The organism is Pseudomonas rustica, from assembly GCF_018336155.1.
Lineage (GTDB): Bacteria > Pseudomonadota > Gammaproteobacteria > Pseudomonadales > Pseudomonadaceae > Aquipseudomonas > Aquipseudomonas rustica.
The window spans coordinates 1-21,354 of the sequence record NZ_JAGYHF010000001.1 but is presented as its reverse complement, the minus strand read 5'-3'; the positions used below and the strand labels follow the sequence as shown (position 1 = coordinate 21,354).

Sequence of the window (21,354 nt, the reverse complement as noted above, 5' to 3'; positions counted from 1 at the left end):
ACGGTCTTCTTTCGGGTGAGGGCGAGGAATCAATGGCGATGTTCGCGGGTAACCCCGGCATCGTATTGCGCGACGATCTGTTTCCAGCCTGACGCGGACAGGGCGGCGTCGGTCAGTTCGGTCGGCACTTTGAGATCGGCATCGCGGTTGAGCCAGATGTCCGGTGCAGCGCTGTGATCGGCGCTCAACAGCATCACGAACGAACCGGCGACGGCGGGTGCCTGGCTGTGGCCGAAATAGGCAGTGTCGGCCAGCAATTGCCAGGCATGACCGCCGCGACTGACCGAACTCGCATCCTGAGCAAACGGCGCGAAACCTTCGTCAGCCAGATTTTTTGGGGTCGGCAAGGTTTGCTGTTCTTCGCGCAGCAGACGGATTTCGTCGAGGGTCACTCGCAGATCGGCGTAGATGCCCTGCTCGGAAGCACTGAGATCGCGGCGCGCATCGAACTGATGGCTGGCGACCGGTTCTGGCTCATGCGACACCCCGCGCCACGCCACCACCGAACCGGCGACCGCCAGAATCAGCAGGCACAACAGCAACACATTGAGGGTTTCATGGCCGGCACCGGCCGGGCGGACGACTTGCGTGGTGGGCGTACTCATGGGGCCTCAATATCCGCTTGGTCGATTTCGACGACGTGGCCGGGGCCCGCGTCGAACAGCACGTAGAATTCGGCGCCGGGCTTTTTGAAGGTCAGCGTCGAATCGCTGCCAAGCTTGCCCGGCACCAGAATCGTTTCGTCGTAACCGATCACGTCGAGGGTCACGCCGGGGGCGCCGCTGCCGTCGGAAAAACCACCGGTGCATTTGATCTGGTCGGCGTCGATGGCTTTGCATTCGCACATCGGGTTATGCGCCAGAGCGCTGCCAGTGAAACCGGCGCAAAGCACCAGCAACGCGGCGCTCAGCCGCAGGCGGGAAGGGCGTTGCGAGCGGGTCATGGTTTGGCTCCTTGTTGAGTCAGCCAGGCGATGGTGGCGGGGGAGGCCTGGCTCAGGGGAATCGAGGCCTGATGCATGCTGCCGTCCCAGCCTTCCATGGTGATCCACAGTTCAGCCTCGGCTTTGGTTTTCTCCGGCACCGGCAACTGCGCGCCCATGCGATACGGCGCGCCGAAGAAAATCACCCCGGCGGCGCGCAGGCTGCGCGGTTTGCCGATGCGCAGATAAGTGGCTTTGACCTTGTCGATGCAAGCATCACAAAGCGCGGCGTTGAAGCCTTTCATGTAGCCGGCCGGGCCTTCCAGACGTGGCGCCTCGTTGCGCAATTCGGCGAGACGCAGGCTCCACGGGCCGACTGCGATTTCGCCGACTTCGCGTTCACCGAGGCCTGCATCGCCGCGAAACAGCGCGACATCGGCGAAGTATTTCGGCATGAAACCCAGCGGGATCAGCAGCAACAGCACGTTGATATGGAAACGCCATTTGTGCCAGAACACGCTCAAGCGCGACGGTTGCGGCAAAGCTGCGGACTTGCTCATGGGTTGACCTCCGACGTTTCCCGGCGCATCGCCGGTTGCGCCTGCACGCGGTTTTTCTTCGATTCACGCTTTAGAGCATTGGCCGTGGCCAGCGCCGTGCGTTTGGTCCAGATCAGCAAACCGCTGAGCACCATCATGCTCAGCAGCAGGCCGAAGAAGAACCAGATCAACTTGATCCACAACCCGCCGAAGTCGCCGGTGTGCAGCGGGCGCATGGATTCGGTAACGAATTCCAGCGAGGTGCGGTCGCTCAATAAACGTGAAGTGGCCAACTCACCGCTGTAAGGATCGAGCGTCGCGGTCTGGAACATCAACGGATACCAGCCGCGACCGCCGACGTTCAGGTGGGTATAGGCGTTGGCCGGCAGGCTGACAAAGCTGACTTCGAGGCCGGGGATTTTCTCTTGGGCGATTTCAATGGCGCGATCCAGACTGATGCGCGGCGGCGGGCTGCCGTCGGCCGAGATCGGCACCGCCTCACGGGACATCGCCGGAATGATCGGTTCGCTGGAGATGGAAATGTGGTTGTCGAACAGCAGCGCCTGAATCAGAAACCAGGTGCCGGTGATCGAGATCACGGCGATAAACCAGATCGACCAGATGCCACTGAGGCGGTGGAAATCGCCCCAGAAGATTCGCGCGCCGTGGCGAAAGCGCAGGGTCGGACTAAAGAATCCTTTCCAGAAGCGTTTATAAACCACCAGCCCGGTGACCAGCGAAGCCAGCAACGGCAGACCGAGGAACGACACCAGGTACCAGCCCCAACTGAAACCGTTGGTGAACGGCACCAGCCACCAGCCATGCAGGGCGCGGGTAAAGGCCTGGAAGTTGAAGTCGGGCGCGACTCCCTGAATCACCCCGGTATACGGGTTGACGTAAACGGTCTGCTCGCGGCCGTCCGGGTAGCTGACCTGCACGTCCAGGGCAAAATGCGACTCATCCGGGCGGCTGATGCTCTCGACCACGGTGCGTGGTTCGGCTTTTTTGATCGCCGCGAGTACCTGGTCGTAGCTGAGCAGCGGCGCGTCGTCGGTCGGTTGGCTGGCGCGCATTTGCGGGTTGGCCAGCCAGACGATTTCCTGGCTGACCACCGCCAGCGTGCCGGTGACACAGACGATCAGCACAAAGAACCAGATCGGTAACGCCAGCCAGCTATGAACGAGGAACCACAGTTTGGAGCGGGATTTCTTCGACATGATTGCGCGTCTTGATTTCGATGGAAGGGCGCGGTACCACGGGCTTCGCAGCACAGCAGTCCCCGAACGACCGGTCGTGGCTTTTGCCTACGCGAACGGCCTGCATCTCTATAAGACGAATGAGCGACGCAAATCCCGAAAGGCGATATGAAAGCAAATGTTTCGCAATCCGCCTTTACGCGGAAAACCTGTGGGAGCGGGCTTGCTCGCGAAGGCGGTGTGTCTGTTGCGTGGATGTTGGCTGGCACGACGCCTTCGCGAGCAAGCCCGCTCCCACAGGGGGTTTGTGGTGTTCGGGGGATTGAACACGATTCATGATCTGCGCCATCACTGTCTGGCAATTGATGGGCGGCAGCGCCTGCCTATGATGGGGATCACTTGGATTGCTTGAGTGAATGCCCTGATGAGCCCCAGAACCCTTTACGACAAACACATCGATTCCCACACGGTCTGCCGTCTCGACGATCAGGGGCATGTGCTGCTGTATATCGACCGCCAGGTGATCAACGAATACACCAGCCCGCAAGCGTTCAGCGGCTTGCGCGCGGCTGGGCGCGGGGTGTGGCGGCCGTGCACGGCGCTGGCGGTGGTCGATCACGTCAACCCGACCACGCCGGTGCGCATCGCTGCGATGCCCGATGCCGGCGGTGCGCGGCAAGTGTCGTATCTGGCGGAGAACTGCCGGGACTTCGGCATCGAACTGCTGGATATCCTCGACAAGCGCCAAGGCATCGAACACGTGATTGCGCCGGAGCAAGGCTTTATCCTGCCGGGCATGGTCATCGCAGCCGGCGACAGCCACACCACGACCTATGGCGCACTCGGTGCGTTCGGATTCGGCATCGGCACCTCTGAAATCGAGCATCTGTTGGCCTCGCAGACATTGGTCTACAAACGCCTGAAAAGCCTGCGCGTGACCGTCGACGGCGCGTTAGCGCCGGGCCTGACCTCGAAGGATGTGATCATGGCGCTGATTGGCCAGATCGGCGCGTCCGGGGCCACCGGTTACGCCATCGAATTCTGCGGTTCGACCATTGATGCCCTGAGCGTCGAAGCGCGCATGACCATTTGCAACATGGCCGTCGAGGCCGGTGCGCGCGGGGCCTTTATGGCGCCGGACGAAAAAGTCTTCGCTTACCTCAAAGGCAAACCACGTGCGCCCCAAGGTGAGCTGTGGGATCTCGGCGTGGAAAAATGGCGCGAATTGCGCAGCGATCCCGGCGCGGTGTTCGATCGCGAAATACACCTCGACGCCAGTGGGCTGGAACCAATGGTGACCTGGGGCACCAGCCCGGATCAGGCCGCTGCCATCGGTGCGCGAGTGCCGGATCCGCAATTGGTCAGCGACCCGATCCTGCGTCAGGACATGCGCCGCGCCCTCAACTATATGGGCCTCGAAGCGGGCATGGCGCTCAGCGACATCGTCATCAGCCACGCCTTCATCGGCTCATGCACCAACGCGCGGATCGAAGATTTGCGGGATGCCGCCAGCGTCGTGCGCGGGCAACGCGTCTCCGAGCACGTGCGCGCGATGATCGTGCCCGGCTCCAGCGAAGTGCGTGCGCAAGCCGAAGCCGAAGGGCTGGCGCAGATTTTTCTCGACGCCGGTTTTGAATGGCGCCAGTCCGGTTGCTCGATGTGCCTGGCGATGAACGACGACGTACTCGCCCCCGGCGACCGCTGCGCGTCCAGCACCAACCGCAATTTTGAAGGCCGTCAGGGCGCCGGCGCGCGCACGCATTTGATGAGCCCGGCGATGGTCGCCGCTGCTGCGATCAGCGGTCGACTCACCGACATCCGCCACTTTGGAGAACGCCCATGAGCCAGCAACCCTTCACTCAGGTCAGCGGTCAGGCCGCGCCTTTTCTGGCGGCCAACGTCGACACCGACGTGATCATGCCGAAACAGTTTCTCAAGGGCATCGATCGCCAAGGGCTGGATCGCGGGGTGTTTTTCGATCTGCGATTTTTGCCGGATGGCAGGCCCAATCCTGATTTCGTGCTCAATCAAGCGGCATGGCAGGGCGCGAGTTTTTTGGTGGTCGGGCCGAATTTTGGCTGCGGTTCCAGCCGTGAACACGCGGTGTGGGGGTTACAGCAGTTGGGCGTTCGCGCGTTGATCGGCAGCAGTTTTGCCGGGATCTTTTATGACAACTGCCAGCGTAACGGGGTGTTGTTGATCACCCTGGAAGAGGCGCAGGTGCAGCGGATCGGGCAGCTTGTGGGTCAGCCTGAAACGGCGCGGATCAGCATTGATCTGCAAGCGCAGCAGATTGGTTTGGCGGATGGCAGTGTGATCGATTTCCAGATCGATACCCTGCGCAAAACTTCGCTGTTGCTGGGGCTGGATGCGATTGGCAGCACCTTGCAACGCCGCGAACAGATCAGCGAATTCGAACGCCAACACCTGGCTGCCAACCCGTGGTTAAGCTAAACGCATAACCTGTGGGAGCGGGCTTGCTCGCGAAAGCGGTGTGTCAGTCAGCGATGATGGTGACTGATACACCGCTTTCGCGAGCAGGCTCACTCCTACAGGGGTTTTGTGTTGTGTTTGGGTTATAGCGACAGATTTTTGAAGTGTTCTTGCAAGAATTCCACACACGCCCTCAACTTCCCAGAATTCGCCAACCGCGTCGGGTACACCGCCCAGACATTCGCGCTCTGCCCGTAATCCTCCAGCACCTGCACCAGCAACCCTTGCTCCAGCAACGGTTTCACATCCCACAATGAACGCAGCAAAACCCCACGCCCATCCAGCGCCCATTGCAGAACAATCTCGCCATTGTTCGACGACAACGGCCCGCTGACCCGCACGCTTTCCTGCCCGCCCTCGCGATCGAGATTCCAGATGCCGAAAGCGTTGTCGCGTTCCTTGATCACCAGACAGTCGTGCTGCTGCAAGTCCTCCAGCGTCAGCGGCGTGCCACGTCGTTGCAGATAATTCGGCGCTGCACACAGCACGCGTCGATTGCTCACCAGACGTCGACCGATGTGCTGCCCGGGAATGTCGTCGCCGACGCGGATCTCCAGGTCGAAACCTTCGTTGATGATGTCCACCACCCGATCAAACAGGTCGAGACGAATCTGCAGTTCCGGGTAGCGCTCGGCCAACAGCGACACCGCCGGTGCCACGTGATTGCGACCGAAACCGAAACTGCTGCAGATGTGCAAACGCCCTCGCGGGCTGTCGTGGGCGTCGGAAAGTTCGTCGTGCAGTTGCTGGAAGTCATCAAGAATGCGCAACGCCCAGCGCTGCACACGCTCGCCATCCTCGGTCAGCGAGACGCGCCGACTGGTGCGATGCAGCAGGCGTGTGCCAAGGGTGGTTTCGAGAATCTGGATGCGTTTGCTGACATAGGCGGGCGACAGGCCCAACTCATCGGCCGCGGCGGCAAAGCCGTTTTTGCGGATCACGGTGAGCAGCACACGCAGGTCTTCGGGCAGGGGCACGGTGTCTTTGTTCTGGGACATGTCAAAACGCACGCTGGCGGCAGAAGCCGCCAGCATAGCACCGCGATTTACAAGCTCTGTTCAGCGCAGAAAGGCCAGCGCTTCGGCAAGCAACAGTCCGGGGACTTCTTCGGCGATGTAATGGCCGGCGGGCAGGGCCTGGCCAGTGACGTTCGTCGCCACTTGCTGCCATTCCTTGAGCGGATCGAAACAGCGGCCGACGGTGCCTTCGGCGCCCCACAGCACCCGCAAAGGCAAACTCAAATGATGATGGGCGGCGATGTCGGCGCGGTCGTGTTCCAGATCGATGCCGGCGCTGGCGCGGTAATCTTCGCAGATGCCGCGTGCGCTGCCGGGTTGTTGCAGGCAGCGGCGGTATTCGCTGAAGGCTTTGTCGGTGAACGGTTTGAGGCCGGCGCTGCGACTGCCCATCACGCTGCGCAGATAACCTTCCGGGTTGGCTTCGATCAGTGTTTCCGGCAGCGGCGCCGGGCGAATCAGGAAGAACCAGTGCCAGTAGGCGCGGGCGAAGGCTTCGTTGGTTTGGGTGTACATCGCCAGGGTCGGGGCGATGTCCAGCAGCATCATGCGTTGCACGGCGGCGGGGTGGTCGAGGGCGAGGCGATGAGCGACGCGCGCGCCACGGTCGTGGGCGAGGATCGAGAATTGCTCGAAGCCCAGTGCTTGCATCAATTCGACGTTGTCGCGGGCCATTTCGCGTTTCGAGTAGCTGAGGTGCAACTCGTCAGCGTCGGGGCGACTGCTGTCGCCGTAACCGCGCAGGTCGGCGGCGACCACGGTGAAATGTTCGGCCAGTTGTTCGGCAATCTTGTGCCAGATCACATGGGTCTGCGGATGGCCGTGCAACAGCAACAGGCCCGGCCCGCTGCCGCCGACGCGGTAGGCAATGTCGACGCCGTTGACGTGGCGCTGGTCTTTGAGGAATCCGGCAAACATCGGGGCTGATCCTTGTTTCAGGGTTCTTGTGGCCTGCATCCTGAAAGCGTCCGGGGTTTGGGGCAAGGCGCAAAGCGTGATGGGCGGGTTCATGAAGTGTGTTCGTGAGGTTTTTTTGTGTTGGATGTACCGGCCTCTTCGCGAGCAAGCCCGCTCCCACATTTTGGAACGCATTCCACAGTGGGAGCGGGCTTGCTCGCGAAGGCGCCGATCCAGACAACAAATAATCTAACCCTGGCCAAACATCTCCATCGCCCGCTGCCTGATCTGCTCCTCAGTCAAATCCTCCTTGCGCGAGGCCAGAAACCACAGATGCCCGTACGGATCCTTCAACGTCCCGCTGCGATCGCCGTAAAACTGATCCTTGACCTCCGACACCGATGTCGCCCCGGCATCCAGCGCTCGCTGAAATGACTTGTCGACATCCGTCACATACAAATGCAAACCAACCGACACCGCGTTATCCGGACTGCTCAACGGCCCCTGATCACACGGCGAACCGAGCATGATCGCGCTGTCACCAATGCGCAGTTCGGCGTGGCCAATGCCGCCGTCGGGCATGGACAGGCGCATGACTTCAGTCGCACCAAACGCTTTCTTGTAAAACTCGATGGCCTCGGCGGCTTTGTGAATGCCGAGGTAGGGGGTGATGCTGTGATACCCCTCGGGAATGGGTTTGACGCTCATGACCTTCTCCCTGATTGTTGTTTTGCGAGGTGAAGAATCACTATAGAACTGTCGGCGCGGTGCAGATTTTTGCCCGACGAGCAGCACCAAAATTGAGCGATGGAAACCAGTCTTTGTGGCGAGGGGATTTATCCCCGTTGGGCTGCGAAGCAGCCCCAAAACCTGCATCCCTATTCCTTCAGACATACCTCATTGACTGACTTAGGGTCCTGCTCCGCAGCCCAACGGGGATAAATCCCCTCGCCACAGGGTTTTCCATCAAAATTCAGGGAAGTGCGGGCCAGGGCCCTGTTCACCGAGCACATCGCCCTGATTGCGCAGCGGGCAGGCTTCCATTGACAGGCAACCACAACCAATACAGCCATTCAAACGATCCCGCAGCAGCATCAACTGCTCGATCCGTTCATCCAGTTCCCGCCGCCACTGCTCGGACAACACCCGCCAATCCGCCGCCGTCGGCGCACGATCATCCGGCAAAATCTTCAGCGCTTCGCCAATTTCCGCCAACGGAATCCCCAGCCGTTGCGCAACCTTGATCAACGCCACCCGCCGCAGCACCTCACGCGGATAGCGCCGCTGATTGCCGGCATTACGCTGGCTCTTGATCAGTCCCTTCGATTCATAGAAGTGCAGCGCCGTCACCGCCACGCCACTGCGCGCCGCGACTTCGCCAACCGTTAGCTGCTTGTGTACATGTTCTTTGCTGATCATTGAAAACAGCTCTTGACCTTGACTTAACTAGAGGTTTTACCCTGCAGGCCTTCGAGTCGCAAGATTCGCCTTACAGCCAAGTGGGGACTTTCATGCAAGCAACAGCGAAAAATCGCAGTTTCACTCAGTTGATCGAATTCGAGATCGAACCACGCCAGCAGCCGGCATTGGTCAATGCGCTGTCGGTACAGACTGAACGTCTGGCCCAGCGCTACGCGGGATTTGTCAGTGCCAGCGTGCAGGCCAGCGACGATGGCCGGCGCGTATTGAGTTTTCTGCAATGGCAGACCCGCGAAGCGGGGGAGGCGGCGCTTCGCAGTTTCGAGAGCGGCGAGCAGGACTTTTGGCAGTTGATCCACACGCATCAAGCGAAAACCATCACCTTCAATTCCTTTCAGGTGCTCAGCAGCATCGCCCGCAGTCACGACGATGCCCTGCACTGCAATCTGGTCGGCTAGATCGACAGTTGAAGCAGGCGTTCGCCGTGCAAATTGGCGGGTGCCCGGCGCTTGTTCACTGCCAGTTCGCCGATCTTGATCAACCGTGTGCGCGTGACGTTGCGGCTCAGGCCGAGCAGGGCGGCGGTGTGCACCTGGTTGTAGTGGCAGAAGCGGTAAGCCGCGCGCAGCAACGCGTCTTCGACTTTTTCGTGGAGGGCGCCGGCCTGTTGCGCGAAGAGTTTTTGGAAGGCCTGCTCCAGCAACGCTTCCGGTGAGTCGTCAGCGCTGTTGTGATGATCGTCCGGGCGCTCGATGCGCAGATTGGACAGGCGCAAATCATCGCGTTCGATCACGCCGTTACGGCAGATCAACAAGGTGTGATGGATGACGTTTTCCAGTTCGCGGATGTTGCCCGGCCAACTGTAGCCGCGCAGTTTGTGCTCGGCGCCGGGGCTGATGCTGACTCGCCCGTAACCGAGACGCTGACTGTACGCCTTAATGAAATGCCGGGTCAGCGGCAGGATGTCGCCAGGGCGATCACGCAATGGACTCAGTTCCAGATTGACCACGTTGAGGCGGTAATACAGATCCTCACGGAAATTGCCGGCATTGATGGCTTTTTCCAGTTGCACGTTGGTCGCGGCCAAAACCCGCACATCGATCGGAATGCTTTTACGCGAACCGAGCCGCACCACTTCGCGCTCCTGCAACACGCGCAACAACTTGACCTGAATCGCCATCGGCAGATCGCCGATCTCATCGAGAAACAAGGTGCCGCCGTCCGCCTCTTCGAACCAGCCAGCCTTGGCGCTCAAGGCGCCGGTGAACGCGCCTTTTTCATGACCAAACAATTCGGCCTCGACCAGCGACTCGGAAAACGCGCCGCAATTGACCGCGATAAACGGCCGATGGCGACGGTTGCTCAGGTTGTGAATATGCCGCGCCACCAACTCCTTGCCGGTACCGGTCTCGCCGATGATCAGCACGCTGGCCTCGCTCGGTGCAACCTGTTGCAAATGCGCGAGCAGGGCTTGGGACTTCGGATCTTCGAACACCTGCGCGGTGGCACGGATCGACGTGGCCAGCGCGGGTGAGGGCGGTAAGGTCAGCAGTTGCATGGGCTCGTCCTTCTTTTTAGTTCAAATGCAGACAGGTCAGGAATAGAAAGTCGGCACCGGCAGCGACTGGTTCAGCGCCCAGTCGCCCAGTTCATGGAGTTTGTAATCCAGCGGGTCGTGCAGGGTTTGCGTGCGCAAGTTGCGCCAGTGCCGGTCGAGACGCAGCGAGGCGTGGGTCGAGCGCGCGCCGGTGACTTCGAACAGACGGCTGCAAATCTCCAGACCCTGACGGCTGGCCGCGACTTTGGCCGTGGCAATCGCCGTCGCGACATGCCCGCGTTCTTCGGCGCTGAGGTTTGCGCCTTTCGCCCACGCTTCATCCAGCAACGCCGCCGCGCGTTCGACCAATAAACGAATGCCTTCGAGGGCCACCCAGAACTCGCCGAAATGCGCGAGCACATACGGGTCTTCACGCACCTCGCGCGCCGAGGATTTGTGCCAGAGCCGGGTTTCCTTGAGGGTGTACTGCCGCGCTTCCTCGAAAGCGCCTTCGGCAATCCCGAGAAACATATGCGTGAAAGTCAGCTGCGCGATCAGTGGTCGCAAGCAGGCGAACGGCGTGCTCAGCGGGCCCGGATCAATCAGCAACTCCGACTCTTCGACACGCACCCGTTCGAATGTGGCGCTGCCGCTGTCGGTCTGACGCTGGCCGATATTGTTCCAGTCGTTGTGCAAAGTGATGCCGCTGCGGCCGCTGGGAATCGCCGCGATCAGCAACTTGCCGCCCGCACTTTCATCGACCGCCGAGGCAATCAACATCTGCGAATCACTGGCGCCGGAGCAGAAGCTTTTCTTCCCGGAAAACTCGCGCCAACCGCCAAGGTTCTTGACCACGGTGCGAGTGTCGAGCGGGTTCAGCGCGTTGCCCCAGAACCAGTTCTGCCGCGCGGTCTGTTCGAACCACGGCTGCCATTGCTCCGGGCGCGAGAACAGGCGCACGGTGGCGAGCATCAGATGATGAAAGCCGAAGACGTGAGCGATAGAGCTGTCGACCTTGGCGAACTCGCGGACGATCTGCAGGGTTTCACTCCACGTCGCGCCGAGGCCGCCGTAGCGGGCGGGAATGCTCAGGGCCAGCAGGCCGCTGTCACGCAGAGCATCGCGCTCGGCTTTCGGCGTGCCACCGCGCTCGTCGCGTTCGACGGCGGTCAAGGCAAACTCGGCGGCCAGTTGGCGGGCGGTTTGCAGCGGGGATAACAGGGTACTTTGCGGTTTGGCGGTCACACCAACACTCCTGAATTTAATCTTCCTGTGTAGGAGCTGCCGCAGGCTGCGATCTTTTGCCTTTGATTTTTTAAAAAAAGATCAAAAGATCGCAGCCTGCGGCAGCTCCTACAGGGGATTTGTTTATGCCGTGGCTTTGGTGGGCAGCACATCATTGGCAATCATTTCGCCAAATGGCCCGGTCAGGTTGGTCACGCCACGCCCGGCCAGGCTCGCGTACGGCTCGGGCAGCAGCGGGAACACCAACTCGGCAAAGCGGTAAGCCTCTTCCAGATGCGGATAACCGGAGAAGATGAAGCTTTCGATGCCCAGATCCGCGTACTCCTTGATCCGCGCCGCCACTTGCTGCGGATCGCCAACCAGCGCCGTCCCCGCGCCACCGCGTACCAGACCGACACCGGCCCACAGGTTCGGGGCGATTTCCAGATTGTCGCGACGGCCATCGTGCAACGCCGCCATGCGCCGCTGACCCTCTGAGTCAAAGCGCGAAAAGGATTTCTGCGCCGCTTCTATCGTCTCGTCACTGATGTGCTCGATCAGCTTGTCGGCGGCTTTCCACGCCTCTTCGGCGGTCTCGCGGACGATCACATGCAGACGAATGCCGAACTTCACCGTGCGACCTTGGCGCGCCGCGCGTTCGCGCACATCAGCGAGTTTTTCCGCGACGGCCGCCGGTGGCTCGCCCCAGGTCAGATAGACATCAACTTGCTCGGCGGCCAGATCATGCGCCGCGTCGGAGGAACCGCCGAAGTACAGCGGTGGATAAGGTTTCTGCACCGGCGGGTAGAGCGCTTTGGCGTTCTGCACTTTCAGGTGCTTGCCCTCGAAATCCACCGATTCGCCTTGCAGCACGCGGCGCCAGATTTTCAGGAATTCATCGGTGACTTCGTAGCGTTCACTGTGGCTGAGGAAGCTGCCGTCGCCACGGTTTTCATCCGGGTCGCCACCGGTCACCACGTTGATCAGCAAGCGGCCGTTGGACAATCGATCCAGCGTCGCCGCCATCCGTGCGGAAACGGTCGGCGAGATGATTCCCGGTCGAATCGCCACCAGATAACGCAGGCGTTCGGTCAACGGCACCAATGCCGAGGCGATCACCCACGAGTCCTCGCAGGAACGCCCGGTCGGGATCAACACACCGTGATAACCGAGGCTGTCAGCGGCTTGCGCGACTTGTTTCAAATAGTTGAGCGTGACCGGGCGCGCACCTTGGGTGGTGCCCAGATAGTGGCCGTCGCCGTGGGTCGGCAGGAACCAGAAAACATCCATGAACAGCTCCTTAAGCGATCTTCAGCAACGGTTTGATTTGCGTGGCGAACAGCGGCGCAGCGCGTTCGGCGGCTAGACGGATGCGCGCTTTCAGCGGCTCGCTGGTGATCTGGTAGTCGGCGAAATCGGCCTCGGTGGCGTACACGCCGATCGGCAAGGTCACGGCCTGGAAGAAACTGAACAGTGGACGCAACTGGTGATCGAGCACCAGCGCATGGCGTTCGCTGCCACCGGTGGCAGCGAGCAGCACCGGGGTATCGATCAGCGCATTGAGGTCGATCAGGTCGAACAAATGCTTGAGCAGCCCCGGGTAAGAACCGCGATAAACCGGCGCTGCAACAATCAGCAAATCCGCTTGTTCGATGGCTTGCAGCTCGGCCTCGACTTCGGCGCTCAGCTCCTGACGCGAGAGGGCACCGCCGAGCGGACGGGCAATGTCACCGAGTTCGATCAGATGGCTGTCGATCGGCAAATGCCCGGCGAGTTCGGCCAGCAAGGCCTGGGTCAGCACCAACGTACGCGAGGGACGCCAGGTTCCGCCGGAGAGGGCGACGACTTTCAGAGGACGCGACATGATCAATTCCTTGTTTTCAACAGTTGCTCAGCGAGCAGTGGCTAAGTCACTGGGCTTGAGCAAACGCTGTACCAATTCCTGGAGGCCCGGTGTGGCGGGGCTTTGAGTGTTTTGCTAGCGGCCGTTTGTACGAATTTCAGGTGGCTTTGTTGAACTGCTGTTGCCTGAGCAACAGTTGCTGGAGCAACACTGAAGCGCCTATGGGGAGAAGTTATAAAGGCTAGTTGTTATTCCGCAAAAGACCGTTAATCGATATTTATAGATCGTTAACGAATATTTCTAAGGCTCTGCGAAAATCCTGATAGCCACTATTGAGAGCGTTGATTTCTGCGCGAGCGAGCCCGGGCGTAGCCTTTGTCCATCGACTACCACTGCTCGCCAGGACGCTCCCATGAATCATCTACTGACTGTTTCGCTGCTGCTCGCTTTCTCCGTACTTGCTGGTTGTGCCGGTCACGTTTCGCCAGAATTGCGCCCTTACAGCGCAGAAGAATCACGCGAACTGGCGATGGAAGCGCTGAACCGCAGTGGTTTGTCCTTCGACGAATACCACGCGAAAAAAGCCCAACTGCTCGGCCAGCCACAGAAGACTTTCGGCTTCGATAAACAAGGTGAGATGAGCGCCGAGCGAGCTGTACAGCTGCACGGTCGCCCTAGCTGATAACAAACTGTACTGCTGGAAGTTTTACTCAACTGTCCGTGGGTTTGCGCGGTGGCGTGAGATAGGGTCAACACCTGAATGACCCTGACGGATTGCCCACCATGACCCTCTCGCTTGATCTGCTGCTGGGCTTTGCCCTGTTTGCCCTTGTCACCTCGATTACGCCGGGGCCGAACAACACCATGTTGCTGGCATCGGGCGTGAACTTCGGCTTTAACCGCACCATTCCACACATGCTGGGCATTACCTGCGGATTTTTCGTGTTGGTGGTGGCGGTCGGTTTTGGACTCGGCGCGGTGTTTCAGACCTATCCCATTCTTTATACGATCCTGCGCTACGTCGGCGCGGCGTATCTGCTGTATCTGGCGTGGAAAATCGCCCATTCGGGGCCGGTTGGCGACAACGTTCAGGGCGAGGCGAAACCGATCAGTTATCTCGGCGCTGCGGCGTTTCAATGGGTCAATCCAAAGGCGTGGATCATGGCCATCGGCGCAATCAGCACCTACACGCCGATGCAGGGCTATTTCACCAATGTCGTGGTGATTGCCGCCGTTTTCGCCATCATCAATCTGCCGAGCGTCGGCGTTTGGGCTGCCTGCGGCACGCTGTTGCGCAATGTGTTGAAAGATCCGCGCTGGTTGCGCGTGTTCAATTGGGGGATGGCCGCGCTGCTGGTGATTTCGCTGTACCCGTTACTTCTCGAAAGCTTTCACTGACGCATAGCCTTCAACCCGCGGCCCGATGCCTGTTAAGCTCGCTTCAGGAGCGTTCCTACGCACTTTTAAATGAAGTTGTTCTTCTTTAACGGCATCCGATCAGGTATTGATGACGCTCTCGAACCGACGCGCAGCTCACAAGGCTGCGCGGTGCCGTTTGCAGACACGAGCCTCCTGATCCCGGAACACGCTCTGCGAGTCTTTTATGAACACACGTCCGTTGTATTTCGATTACGCCGCCACCACCCCAGTGGACGAGCGGGTCATCCAGGTGATGATCGAATGTCTGGGGTTTCACGGTAACTTCGGTAACCCGGCTTCCAGCTCCCACGCCTTCGGCCAGCAGGCCCGGCACACGGTCGAGCAGGCGCGCCGGCAAGTCGCCGAACTGGTGGGCGCCCAAGCCGAACAGATTGTCTGGACGTCCGGTGCCACCGAGTCCAATAACCTCGCCCTTAAAGGCGTGGCGCAGGCGCGCGGCGTGTCCGGCGGCCACATCATCACCAGTCAGATCGAACACAAAGCCATTCTCGATACCGCCCGCCAATTGCAGGACGCCGGCATCGCCGTGACCTATCTGGTGCCGGACGCCGATGGCCTGATCACGCCGCAGGCGGTCAGTGAAGCGCTGCGCGAGGACACCTTTCTGGTGTCGCTGATGCTGGTCAACAATGAGTTGGGCACCGTCAACGACGTACAAGCGATTGGCGAAATCGTGCGCAATCGAGAAGCGCTGTTTCACGTCGATGCGGCGCAGGGGGCCGGCAAAGTGGCGATCGATCTGGCGCAGTGGCCGGTCGACCTGATGTCGTTTTCGGCGCACAAACTCTATGGCCCCAAAGGCATCGGCGCGTTATATGTCGGCCCACGGGCACAGCAAAAGCTGCAGGCACAAATTCACGGTGGCGGCCACGAAGGTGGCTTGCGTTCCGGGACGCTGGCAACTCATCAGATCGCCGGAATGGGCTCGGCGTTTGCGCTGGCGGCTGCCGCGTTTGATGACGAAAAAAGCACGATCGTCGCGTTGCGCGAGCGTCTGCTCGAACAATTGCTGAGCCTGCCCGGCGTGCGCCTCAATGGCAGCGCCAGCCAGCGCATTCCGCACACCTTGAGCCTGACGTTCAGCGAAGGCGAATTCAACAGCGCCGCGTTGAGCCATTCGATCGCGTTTTCCGCGACTTCGGCGTGTAACTCCGCGAGTAACGCACCGTCTCACGTGCTGTTGGCGCTGGGGCATGACGCACACCTGGCCGGGCGCACCATTCGCCTGAGCCTCGGCCGTTTCACCACCGCCGACGATATCGACAAGGCTTGCGAACTGATCAAGACCGCCTGCGCCAGTGCTCCGGCATTCTGGGCGACAGGGCTGTAAACCAGCCGACCTAACGGCTACGAACAATAACGATGAAGTGATTAGCAGGAGACATGATGAGTACCCAGACCTTGACCGAAGGATCGGTGCCCCAGCGCCTGGCGCACACCCGCGAGCTGATGCGTCGCGAAGGCATTCACGCACTCTTGGTGCCGTCTGCCGACCCGCATCTGTCGGAATATTTGCCGGGTTACTGGCAGGGCCGGCAGTGGCTGTCGGGTTTCCACGGTTCGGTTGGCACTTTGATTGTCACCAACGATTTCGCCGGCGTCTGGGCCGACAGCCGTTACTGGGAACAGGCAACCAAAGAACTCAACGGCAGCGGCATCGAACTGGTCAAGTTGCAGCCGGGTCAACCGAGTCCGCTGGACTGGCTGGCTGAGCAAACGCCGGAAGGTGGCGTGGTCGCCGTCGATGGCGCAGTAATGGCTGTGGCCTCGGCGCGCACGTTGAGCAGCAAACTTGAAGCGCGTGGCGCGCGTCTGCGTACCGACATCGATTTGTTGCAGGAAGTCTGGAGCGATCGCCCGACGCTACCGAATGCAGCGATCTATCAACATCTGCCGCCACAGGCGACCGTCAGCCGTGGCGAGAAACTCGCCAAACTGCGCGAAACCCTGCAAGCGCGTGGCGCTGATTGGCACTTCATCGCCACCCTCGACGATATCGCCTGGCTGTTCAACCTGCGCGGCGGCGACGTGTCGTTCAACCCGGTGTTTGTGTCCTTTGCGTTGATCAATCAACAGCGAGCCACGTTGTTCGTGGCGCTGAGCAAGGTTGATGCGGATTTGCGCGCCGTGCTGGAAGCCGATGGCGTCACCCTGCGTGACTACAGTGAAGTCGCTGAAGCCTTGCGCGCCGTGCCGAGTGGTTCGAGTGTGCTGGTGGATCCGGCGCGGGTCACCAGCGGACTGCTGGAAAACCTCGACAGCGGCGTGACACTGGTCGAAGGTCTCAACCCGACAACGCTGGCCAAGTCGCAGAAAAGTGAAGCCGATGCTCGGCACATCCGCCAAGCGATGGAGCAGGACGGCGCGGCGCTGTGCGAATTCTTCGCCTGGCTGGAGTCGGCCTGGGGGCGTGAGCGGATTACCGAGCTGACCATCGACGAGAAACTCACGGCTGCCCGTGAACATCGTCCGGATTATGTCTCGCTGAGTTTCAACACCATTGCCGCGTTCAACGCCAATGGCGCGATGCCGCATTATCACGCCACCGAAGAAGAGCACGCGGTAATCGAGGGCGATGGTCTGCTGCTGATCGACTCGGGTGGTCAGTACCTCGGCGGTACCACTGACATTACGCGGATGGTGCCGGTCGGTACGCCAACCGAAGAGCAGAAACGCGATTGCACGCGCGTGCTTAAAGGCGTGATTGCACTTTCGCGAGCGCAGTTCCCGAAAGGCATTCTGTCGCCGCTGCTCGACGCCATCGCCCGCGCGCCGATCTGGGCTGAGAGTGTCGATTACGGTCACGGCACCGGTCACGGCGTTGGCTATTTCCTCAACGTTCACGAAGGCCCGCAGGTGATTGCCTACCAAGCCGCGCCAGCACCGCAAACCGCGATGTTGCCGGGCATGATCACCTCGATCGAGCCGGGTACCTATCGTCCGGGTCGTTGGGGGGTGCGCATCGAGAACCTGGCGATGAATCGCGAGGCGGGTAGCAGTGAATTCGGCGAATTCCTCAAGTTTGAAACCTTGACCCTGTGCCCGATCGACACTCGCTGCCTGGTGCCGGCGCTGCTGACTCAGGAAGAGAAACAGTGGTTCAACGCCTATCACGCTGAAGTGCGTGAGCGTTTGAGCCCGTTGCTGGAAGATGCTGCGCTGGAGTGGTTGAACACGCGTACTGCTGCCATCTAAACGATTGACGCTCGGGCGCTGTCGCCAGCGCCCGAGTGATGGCTTCGAACTAGATCTGGCGCAATGCCTCTTCGACGAAGTCGAGTCGATCCTGACCAAAGAACAACTGGTTGCCGACGAACATGCTCGGTGCGCCAAACACGCCGCGTTTAACCGCAGTCTCGGTATTCTCTTTCAACACAGCTTTGACGGATTCGTCGTTGGTAAGCGCTAGTACTTCCTGCGGATCGAAACCGTGTTCACTCAATACCGCTGCGACGGTTTGCGGTTCGTCCATGCTGCGGCCATCGACCCAAAGCGCTGTGAACAGACAATCGATAAACGCTTGGAAGCGTTCCGGCTGACGCAGTTGGATGCCCGTGACGGCGCGCATCAGCATCAACGTGTTGATTGGGAAGTGCGGGTTGAATTTCAGCGGCACGCCGTAGCGTTTTGCATAGCGATCCAGATCTTGAAACATATAGCGACCCTTGGCCGGGATCATCGCGGGGGAGGCGTTGCCGGTCGCCTTGAACACGCCGCCGAGCAGCATCGGGATATAGATCAATTCGCTGCCAGTCTCTGCGCAGATTTTTGGCAATTGGGTGTAGGCCAGGTACGTGGCAGGGCTGCCGAGGTCGAAATAGAACTCCACGGTTTTCGTCATGTTTGCTGCACTCTCGTTATTGTTATGGGCGGCGGGTTTACCAGCGTTCGTTCCATGGACGCAGATCCAGCTCGAATGTCCAGGCATCGCGCGGCTGACTGTGCAGGTACCAATAGTTTTCGGCGATGTGCTCGGGGTTGAGAATGCCATCCTGATCCTTGGTGGCGTATTTCTCCGGGAAACTGTTGCGAATGAAGTCGGTATCGATCGCACCATCCACCACCACATGGGCGACATGGATGTTCATCGGCCCCAATTCCCTTGCCATGCTTTGTGCCAGTGCGCGGATACCGTGTTTGGCGCCGGCGAATGCGGCAAACCCTGAAGCTCCGCGTAACCCGGCGGTAGCGCCAGTGAACAGGATCGTGCCGCGATTGCGCGTGACCATGCGTTTGGCCACTTCGCGTGCATTGAGGAAACCCGAGAAGCAGGCCATCTCCCAGATCTTGAAATATTTGCGCGCGGTTTCTTCGAGGATGCTGCACGGCACGTTGGCGCCGATGTTGAAGACGAACGCTTCGATCGGGCCAACGCGGGTTTCGATGTCTTCGATCAGCGCGATCACATCTTCTTCTTTGCGCGCATCGCAGGCGAAACCGTGCGCTTCGCCGCCGTCTGCCTGAATCGCGTCTACCAGCGGCTGCAATTTGTCGGCACTGCGTCGCGTGACGCAGGCAACGAATCCTTCTTTGGCAAAGCGCTTGGCAATAGCGCCGCCCGTAGCATCGCCGGCTCCGACAACCAACACGACCTTCTTGTTATTCATGGGTAGATCCCTTTGCTAAACGATCGTTAAGTGAACGAACGTTATGCTAGGATTCCGACAACGTCAAGGCGGTCAATTTCGAGGGCAAACACATGCGTTACTCCGCCAGTCACAAGCTGGAAACCCGGGAAAAGCTGCTGCAGAGCAGTTCGCTGTCGGCAAAGCGTTCGGGGTTTTCTACGGTAGGCGTCGATGGTTTGATGAAGGCTATCGGCTTGAGTGGTGCGGCGTTCTACAGTCACTTCGCGTCGAAGGATGCGTTGTTTACCGCTATCGTCGAGCGCGAATTGGGCCAGAGCCTGGAGCGGTTGGGCGGGCAGGGCACTCAGGATCACGAGCGACTGCAGCGCTGTCTTAAACATTACTTGAGCATGGCCCATGTCGAGCAGCCTGAGTCCGGGTGCGCCTTGCCATCGCTGGGGGCGGAAATCGCCCGTTCAGATATTCAAGTGCGGGAACAGGCAGAACTGTGGATCTGCCGGTTGCAGGAGAGTTGGGCGAAAATATTGGAGAGCGACAGTCTGGCGTGGTCAGTGCTGTCGCAATGTGTCGGGGCGTTGGTGGTGGCGCGTATGCTGGCCACACCGGACATTCAGCACACAGTGCTGAAGTCCAGTCAGGAAGAAATCGCTCGGCAGATCGCCAGACCGCAATGATCTATTTGCAGATGACGATCATGCTGCGGCTGGTGTAGCCGGCAGGGTTGAGGCCGAAAGGATAATCGCCAGGCTCTTCGACGCCATCCCCCGATTTGGCAATGACTTTATAGCCCTTGGGGGCACAGGCGTTGGCGGCGTGGGTGTAGCACTTGTCCCAGGAGGACGACAGCCCTGAACAGTTGATGTGCAGCCCCTTCTTACCGCGTTTTACCTGGGTTTCCGATGTCGCCGCGCAGCCTGCAACTGCGAGTATGGCGATCAATATCAAAATTCGTTTCATTACCGTCCTTATGGCAGCCAGAAGTCTGTTGCTCTGGTCTGCCTGTATGCGATCGCGCTTGAAGCGTTCTGACGTCCGTATTCGAAAAAATCCATGCCTGACACTGAGTTAACGGACTAAACATGGCCTAAATAAGCGGCAAATGCCAGACCTTCGTCAAATCCTGTTTCAATCGGCCGCAATGGCGGGCTTCGCGCCGCTGCCCATTGTCAGGGTAGCTCCGACGGAGGCGAGAATAATGCACAGGATCGCCATCCATTGTGACAACGTCAGGTATTCCTGCAGAAACAGCAGGCCTGATAGCGCGCCGAATGCGGGCTCGATACTCATCAAGGTGCCGAAGGTGCGCGCGGGCATGCGGGTGAGTGCAACCATTTCCAGGGTGTAGGGCAGGGCGGTGGAAAGGATGGCCACGCCGATAGCGATCGGGATCAGCGAGGGCGTCAGCAAAGCAGCGCCTGCATGCACGATGCCGATGGGCGCGACGAACAGGGCGGCGATCATCACGCCCAACGCTGCGGTCGTTACGCCATTGTCTGCCCCGGCCTTCTGACCGAAGAGGATATAGAGTGCCCAGCAGACACCGGCGCCCAATGCGTAACCCGCACCGACCAGATCAATGCCGGCAGTAGTCGCGCCTGTGGGGATCAGAAGGAACAAGCCTGCAGCCGCCAAACCAATCCAGAGAAAATCGATAGCACGACGTGATGCGTAAATGGCGACGGCCAGTGGTCCGGTGAATTCCAGTGCGACGGCAATCCCTAGTGGGACTGTGCGCAATGACATATAGAAGAGGAAGTTCATCCCGCCCAATGCCATGCCGTAGACAATGACCGTGCGCAGCGACTTGGCCGTCAGCTTGGCGCGCCATGGACGCAGCAATAGAAGCATGATCACACTGGCGAAGATCAGTCGCAGGGTCGTAGTGCCTTGGGCGCCAACCACCGGGAACATGCTTTTGGCCAGCGAGGCACCGGACTGGATCGATGCCATGGCTATTAATAGCAGGCCAACCGGGAACAGCATTGAGGCAAGCGAGCGGGGTTGGTCATTCATAGCGGAGGCGTCATCCAGGGTATATAGCAGGCATTTTTGAGTTGTTGGGCAATATACTGCGCATTCGCTACGATGGCGTCTATATATAAGCAGGCTTTTTGCGTTTATCGATAGAAAAATGAAATCAGGGGTTGACGGCAGATTTCATGCGTCTATAATTCGCCCCACTTCCGGCGCAGTCGAAACGGAAAACTCCTTGAAATTCAATGAGTTATGCAGTTTTCGA

General features: G+C 59.8%; 24 protein-coding genes. 8 read left to right on the top strand and 16 right to left on the bottom strand.

Translation table 11 applies throughout. The features are described from left to right. Window positions 1–29: 29 nt before the first annotated feature. The 4 genes from KFS80_RS00120 to KFS80_RS00105 are packed head-to-tail and all read right to left on the bottom strand — an operon-like array spanning window position 30 to window position 2,678. On the bottom strand, window positions 30–605 hold the full coding sequence (locus KFS80_RS00120; protein ID WP_053122198.1) for a DUF6162 family protein: 576 nt from the start codon (window positions 603–605) through the stop codon (window positions 30–32). Beyond that, window positions 602–943, bottom strand: a complete 342-nt coding sequence (locus KFS80_RS00115; protein ID WP_053122197.1) for a hypothetical protein — start codon at window positions 941–943, stop codon at window positions 602–604. Before KFS80_RS00115 ends, KFS80_RS00120 begins: the two co-directional genes overlap by 4 nt. After that, window positions 940–1,482 (bottom strand): thiamine pyrophosphate-binding protein, encoded by a 543-nt coding sequence (locus KFS80_RS00110; RefSeq protein ID WP_212543672.1) that lies wholly within the window; start codon window positions 1,480–1,482, stop codon window positions 940–942. Before KFS80_RS00110 ends, KFS80_RS00115 begins: the two co-directional genes overlap by 4 nt. Beyond that, window positions 1,479–2,678 (bottom strand): PepSY-associated TM helix domain-containing protein, encoded by a 1,200-nt coding sequence (locus KFS80_RS00105; protein ID WP_212543671.1) that lies wholly within the window; start codon window positions 2,676–2,678, stop codon window positions 1,479–1,481. Before KFS80_RS00105 ends, KFS80_RS00110 begins: the two co-directional genes overlap by 4 nt. 403 nt (window positions 2,679–3,081) lie before the next feature. Here KFS80_RS00105 and leuC point away from each other — a divergent pair, with 403 nt between their 5' ends. After that, on the top strand, window positions 3,082–4,500 hold the full coding sequence (leuC, locus tag KFS80_RS00100; protein ID WP_212543670.1) for a 3-isopropylmalate dehydratase large subunit: 1,419 nt from the start codon (window positions 3,082–3,084) through the stop codon (window positions 4,498–4,500). Then, window positions 4,497–5,111 (top strand): 3-isopropylmalate dehydratase small subunit, encoded by a 615-nt coding sequence (gene leuD, locus KFS80_RS00095; protein ID WP_212543669.1) that lies wholly within the window; start codon window positions 4,497–4,499, stop codon window positions 5,109–5,111. The genes leuC and leuD overlap by 4 nt, the downstream gene beginning before the upstream one ends. 122 nt (window positions 5,112–5,233) lie before the next feature. On the opposite strand, the gene ttdR is transcribed toward leuD, so the two are convergent. The 4 genes from ttdR to soxR form a co-directional block, all read right to left on the bottom strand. Beyond that, a complete protein-coding gene (ttdR, locus tag KFS80_RS00090) occupies window positions 5,234–6,184 on the bottom strand; it encodes an L-tartrate utilization transcriptional activator TtdR (protein ID WP_212543668.1) in 951 nt (316 codons plus the stop codon). Window positions 6,185–6,208: 24 nt separating this feature from the next. Next, complete coding sequence (locus KFS80_RS00085) at window positions 6,209–7,084, bottom strand: alpha/beta fold hydrolase (RefSeq protein ID WP_212543667.1); 876 nt, start codon at window positions 7,082–7,084, stop codon at window positions 6,209–6,211. Window positions 7,085–7,312: 228 nt separating this feature from the next. After that, entirely contained in the window at window positions 7,313–7,771 is a 459-nt protein-coding gene (locus tag KFS80_RS00080; RefSeq protein ID WP_212543666.1) for a VOC family protein, read from the bottom strand. Between the two features lie 258 nt (window positions 7,772–8,029). Next, window positions 8,030–8,482, bottom strand: a complete 453-nt coding sequence (soxR, locus tag KFS80_RS00075; RefSeq protein ID WP_212543665.1) for a redox-sensitive transcriptional activator SoxR — start codon at window positions 8,480–8,482, stop codon at window positions 8,030–8,032. 92 nt (window positions 8,483–8,574) lie between these two features. Between soxR and KFS80_RS00070 the strand changes: the two genes are divergently transcribed. Beyond that, the gene (locus KFS80_RS00070; RefSeq protein WP_212543664.1) at window positions 8,575–8,940 is read left to right on the top strand and encodes an antibiotic biosynthesis monooxygenase; all 366 of its coding nucleotides are present in this window, start codon (window positions 8,575–8,577) and stop codon (window positions 8,938–8,940) included. On the opposite strand, the gene KFS80_RS00065 is transcribed toward KFS80_RS00070, so the two are convergent. From KFS80_RS00065 to msuE, 4 genes are all read right to left on the bottom strand, one after another. Continuing rightward, window positions 8,937–10,040, bottom strand: coding sequence for a sigma-54 interaction domain-containing protein (locus KFS80_RS00065; RefSeq protein WP_212543663.1), 1,104 nt, complete (start codon window positions 10,038–10,040; stop codon window positions 8,937–8,939). The genes KFS80_RS00070 and KFS80_RS00065 overlap by 4 nt on opposite strands. A 36-nt stretch (window positions 10,041–10,076) precedes the next feature. After that, window positions 10,077–11,264 carry an acyl-CoA dehydrogenase family protein gene (locus tag KFS80_RS00060; RefSeq protein WP_212543662.1) on the bottom strand — a complete coding sequence of 396 codons (1,188 nt, stop codon included), beginning with the start codon at window positions 11,262–11,264 and terminating at the stop codon, window positions 10,077–10,079. A gap of 123 nt (window positions 11,265–11,387) precedes the next feature. Continuing rightward, the gene (gene ssuD / locus KFS80_RS00055) at window positions 11,388–12,533 is read right to left on the bottom strand and encodes an FMNH2-dependent alkanesulfonate monooxygenase (protein WP_212543661.1); all 1,146 of its coding nucleotides are present in this window, start codon (window positions 12,531–12,533) and stop codon (window positions 11,388–11,390) included. 10 nt (window positions 12,534–12,543) lie between these two features. After that, on the bottom strand, window positions 12,544–13,107 hold the full coding sequence (gene msuE, locus KFS80_RS00050) for an FMN reductase (RefSeq protein ID WP_053122173.1): 564 nt from the start codon (window positions 13,105–13,107) through the stop codon (window positions 12,544–12,546). Window positions 13,108–13,498: 391 nt separating this feature from the next. Between msuE and KFS80_RS00045 the strand changes: the two genes are divergently transcribed. From KFS80_RS00045 to KFS80_RS00030, 4 genes are all read left to right on the top strand, one after another. Further along, window positions 13,499–13,768 carry a hypothetical protein gene (locus KFS80_RS00045; RefSeq protein WP_212543660.1) on the top strand — a complete coding sequence of 90 codons (270 nt, stop codon included), beginning with the start codon at window positions 13,499–13,501 and terminating at the stop codon, window positions 13,766–13,768. A gap of 101 nt (window positions 13,769–13,869) precedes the next feature. Further along, the gene (locus tag KFS80_RS00040) at window positions 13,870–14,484 is read left to right on the top strand and encodes a LysE family translocator (protein ID WP_053122169.1); all 615 of its coding nucleotides are present in this window, start codon (window positions 13,870–13,872) and stop codon (window positions 14,482–14,484) included. 205 nt (window positions 14,485–14,689) lie between these two features. Then, window positions 14,690–15,856 carry an aminotransferase class V-fold PLP-dependent enzyme gene (locus KFS80_RS00035; RefSeq protein ID WP_212543659.1) on the top strand — a complete coding sequence of 389 codons (1,167 nt, stop codon included), beginning with the start codon at window positions 14,690–14,692 and terminating at the stop codon, window positions 15,854–15,856. Between the two features lie 56 nt (window positions 15,857–15,912). Further along, window positions 15,913–17,721 carry an aminopeptidase P family protein gene (locus tag KFS80_RS00030; RefSeq protein ID WP_212543658.1) on the top strand — a complete coding sequence of 603 codons (1,809 nt, stop codon included), beginning with the start codon at window positions 15,913–15,915 and terminating at the stop codon, window positions 17,719–17,721. 49 nt (window positions 17,722–17,770) lie between these two features. Here KFS80_RS00030 and KFS80_RS00025 read toward each other — a convergent pair whose 3' ends face one another. After that, entirely contained in the window at window positions 17,771–18,367 is a 597-nt protein-coding gene (locus tag KFS80_RS00025) for a 2-hydroxychromene-2-carboxylate isomerase (RefSeq protein ID WP_212543657.1), read from the bottom strand. Between the two features lie 37 nt (window positions 18,368–18,404). Continuing rightward, entirely contained in the window at window positions 18,405–19,133 is a 729-nt protein-coding gene (locus KFS80_RS00020; RefSeq protein WP_212543656.1) for an SDR family oxidoreductase, read from the bottom strand. A 92-nt stretch (window positions 19,134–19,225) separates the two neighbouring features. Between KFS80_RS00020 and KFS80_RS00015 the strand changes: the two genes are divergently transcribed. Then, a complete protein-coding gene (locus tag KFS80_RS00015; protein ID WP_212543655.1) occupies window positions 19,226–19,789 on the top strand; it encodes a TetR/AcrR family transcriptional regulator in 564 nt (187 codons plus the stop codon). A 1-nt stretch (window position 19,790) separates the two neighbouring features. Here KFS80_RS00015 and KFS80_RS00010 read toward each other — a convergent pair whose 3' ends face one another. Beyond that, the gene (locus KFS80_RS00010) at window positions 19,791–20,072 is read right to left on the bottom strand and encodes a hypothetical protein (RefSeq protein WP_053122157.1); all 282 of its coding nucleotides are present in this window, start codon (window positions 20,070–20,072) and stop codon (window positions 19,791–19,793) included. Window positions 20,073–20,240: 168 nt separating this feature from the next. Beyond that, on the bottom strand, window positions 20,241–21,128 hold the full coding sequence (gene rhtA, locus KFS80_RS00005) for a threonine/homoserine exporter RhtA (protein WP_159815690.1): 888 nt from the start codon (window positions 21,126–21,128) through the stop codon (window positions 20,241–20,243). Window positions 21,129–21,354 lie beyond the last annotated feature (226 nt).

Coding starts and splice junctions, on each gene's coding strand:
- KFS80_RS00120 (WP_053122198.1), bottom strand. CDS start 605: ATGAGTACGCCCACCACGCAAGTCGTCCGCCCGGCCGGTGCCGGCCAT.
- KFS80_RS00115 (WP_053122197.1), bottom strand. CDS start 943: ATGACCCGCTCGCAACGCCCTTCCCGCCTGCGGCTGAGCGCCGCGTTG.
- KFS80_RS00110 (WP_212543672.1), bottom strand. CDS start 1,482: ATGAGCAAGTCCGCAGCTTTGCCGCAACCGTCGCGCTTGAGCGTGTTC.
- KFS80_RS00105 (WP_212543671.1), bottom strand. CDS start 2,678: ATGTCGAAGAAATCCCGCTCCAAACTGTGGTTCCTCGTTCATAGCTGG.
- leuC (WP_212543670.1), top strand. CDS start 3,082: ATGAGCCCCAGAACCCTTTACGACAAACACATCGATTCCCACACGGTC.
- leuD (WP_212543669.1), top strand. CDS start 4,497: ATGAGCCAGCAACCCTTCACTCAGGTCAGCGGTCAGGCCGCGCCTTTT.
- ttdR (WP_212543668.1), bottom strand. CDS start 6,184: ATGCTGGCGGCTTCTGCCGCCAGCGTGCGTTTTGACATGTCCCAGAAC.
- KFS80_RS00085 (WP_212543667.1), bottom strand. CDS start 7,084: ATGTTTGCCGGATTCCTCAAAGACCAGCGCCACGTCAACGGCGTCGAC.
- KFS80_RS00080 (WP_212543666.1), bottom strand. CDS start 7,771: ATGAGCGTCAAACCCATTCCCGAGGGGTATCACAGCATCACCCCCTAC.
- soxR (WP_212543665.1), bottom strand. CDS start 8,482: ATGATCAGCAAAGAACATGTACACAAGCAGCTAACGGTTGGCGAAGTC.
- KFS80_RS00070 (WP_212543664.1), top strand. CDS start 8,575: ATGCAAGCAACAGCGAAAAATCGCAGTTTCACTCAGTTGATCGAATTC.
- KFS80_RS00065 (WP_212543663.1), bottom strand. CDS start 10,040: ATGCAACTGCTGACCTTACCGCCCTCACCCGCGCTGGCCACGTCGATC.
- ssuD (WP_212543661.1), bottom strand. CDS start 12,533: ATGGATGTTTTCTGGTTCCTGCCGACCCACGGCGACGGCCACTATCTG.
- msuE (WP_053122173.1), bottom strand. CDS start 13,107: ATGTCGCGTCCTCTGAAAGTCGTCGCCCTCTCCGGCGGAACCTGGCGT.
- KFS80_RS00045 (WP_212543660.1), top strand. CDS start 13,499: ATGAATCATCTACTGACTGTTTCGCTGCTGCTCGCTTTCTCCGTACTT.
- KFS80_RS00040 (WP_053122169.1), top strand. CDS start 13,870: ATGACCCTCTCGCTTGATCTGCTGCTGGGCTTTGCCCTGTTTGCCCTT.
- KFS80_RS00035 (WP_212543659.1), top strand. CDS start 14,690: ATGAACACACGTCCGTTGTATTTCGATTACGCCGCCACCACCCCAGTG.
- KFS80_RS00030 (WP_212543658.1), top strand. CDS start 15,913: ATGAGTACCCAGACCTTGACCGAAGGATCGGTGCCCCAGCGCCTGGCG.
- KFS80_RS00025 (WP_212543657.1), bottom strand. CDS start 18,367: ATGACGAAAACCGTGGAGTTCTATTTCGACCTCGGCAGCCCTGCCACG.
- KFS80_RS00020 (WP_212543656.1), bottom strand. CDS start 19,133: ATGAATAACAAGAAGGTCGTGTTGGTTGTCGGAGCCGGCGATGCTACG.
- KFS80_RS00015 (WP_212543655.1), top strand. CDS start 19,226: ATGCGTTACTCCGCCAGTCACAAGCTGGAAACCCGGGAAAAGCTGCTG.
- KFS80_RS00010 (WP_053122157.1), bottom strand. CDS start 20,072: ATGAAACGAATTTTGATATTGATCGCCATACTCGCAGTTGCAGGCTGC.
- rhtA (WP_159815690.1), bottom strand. CDS start 21,128: ATGAATGACCAACCCCGCTCGCTTGCCTCAATGCTGTTCCCGGTTGGC.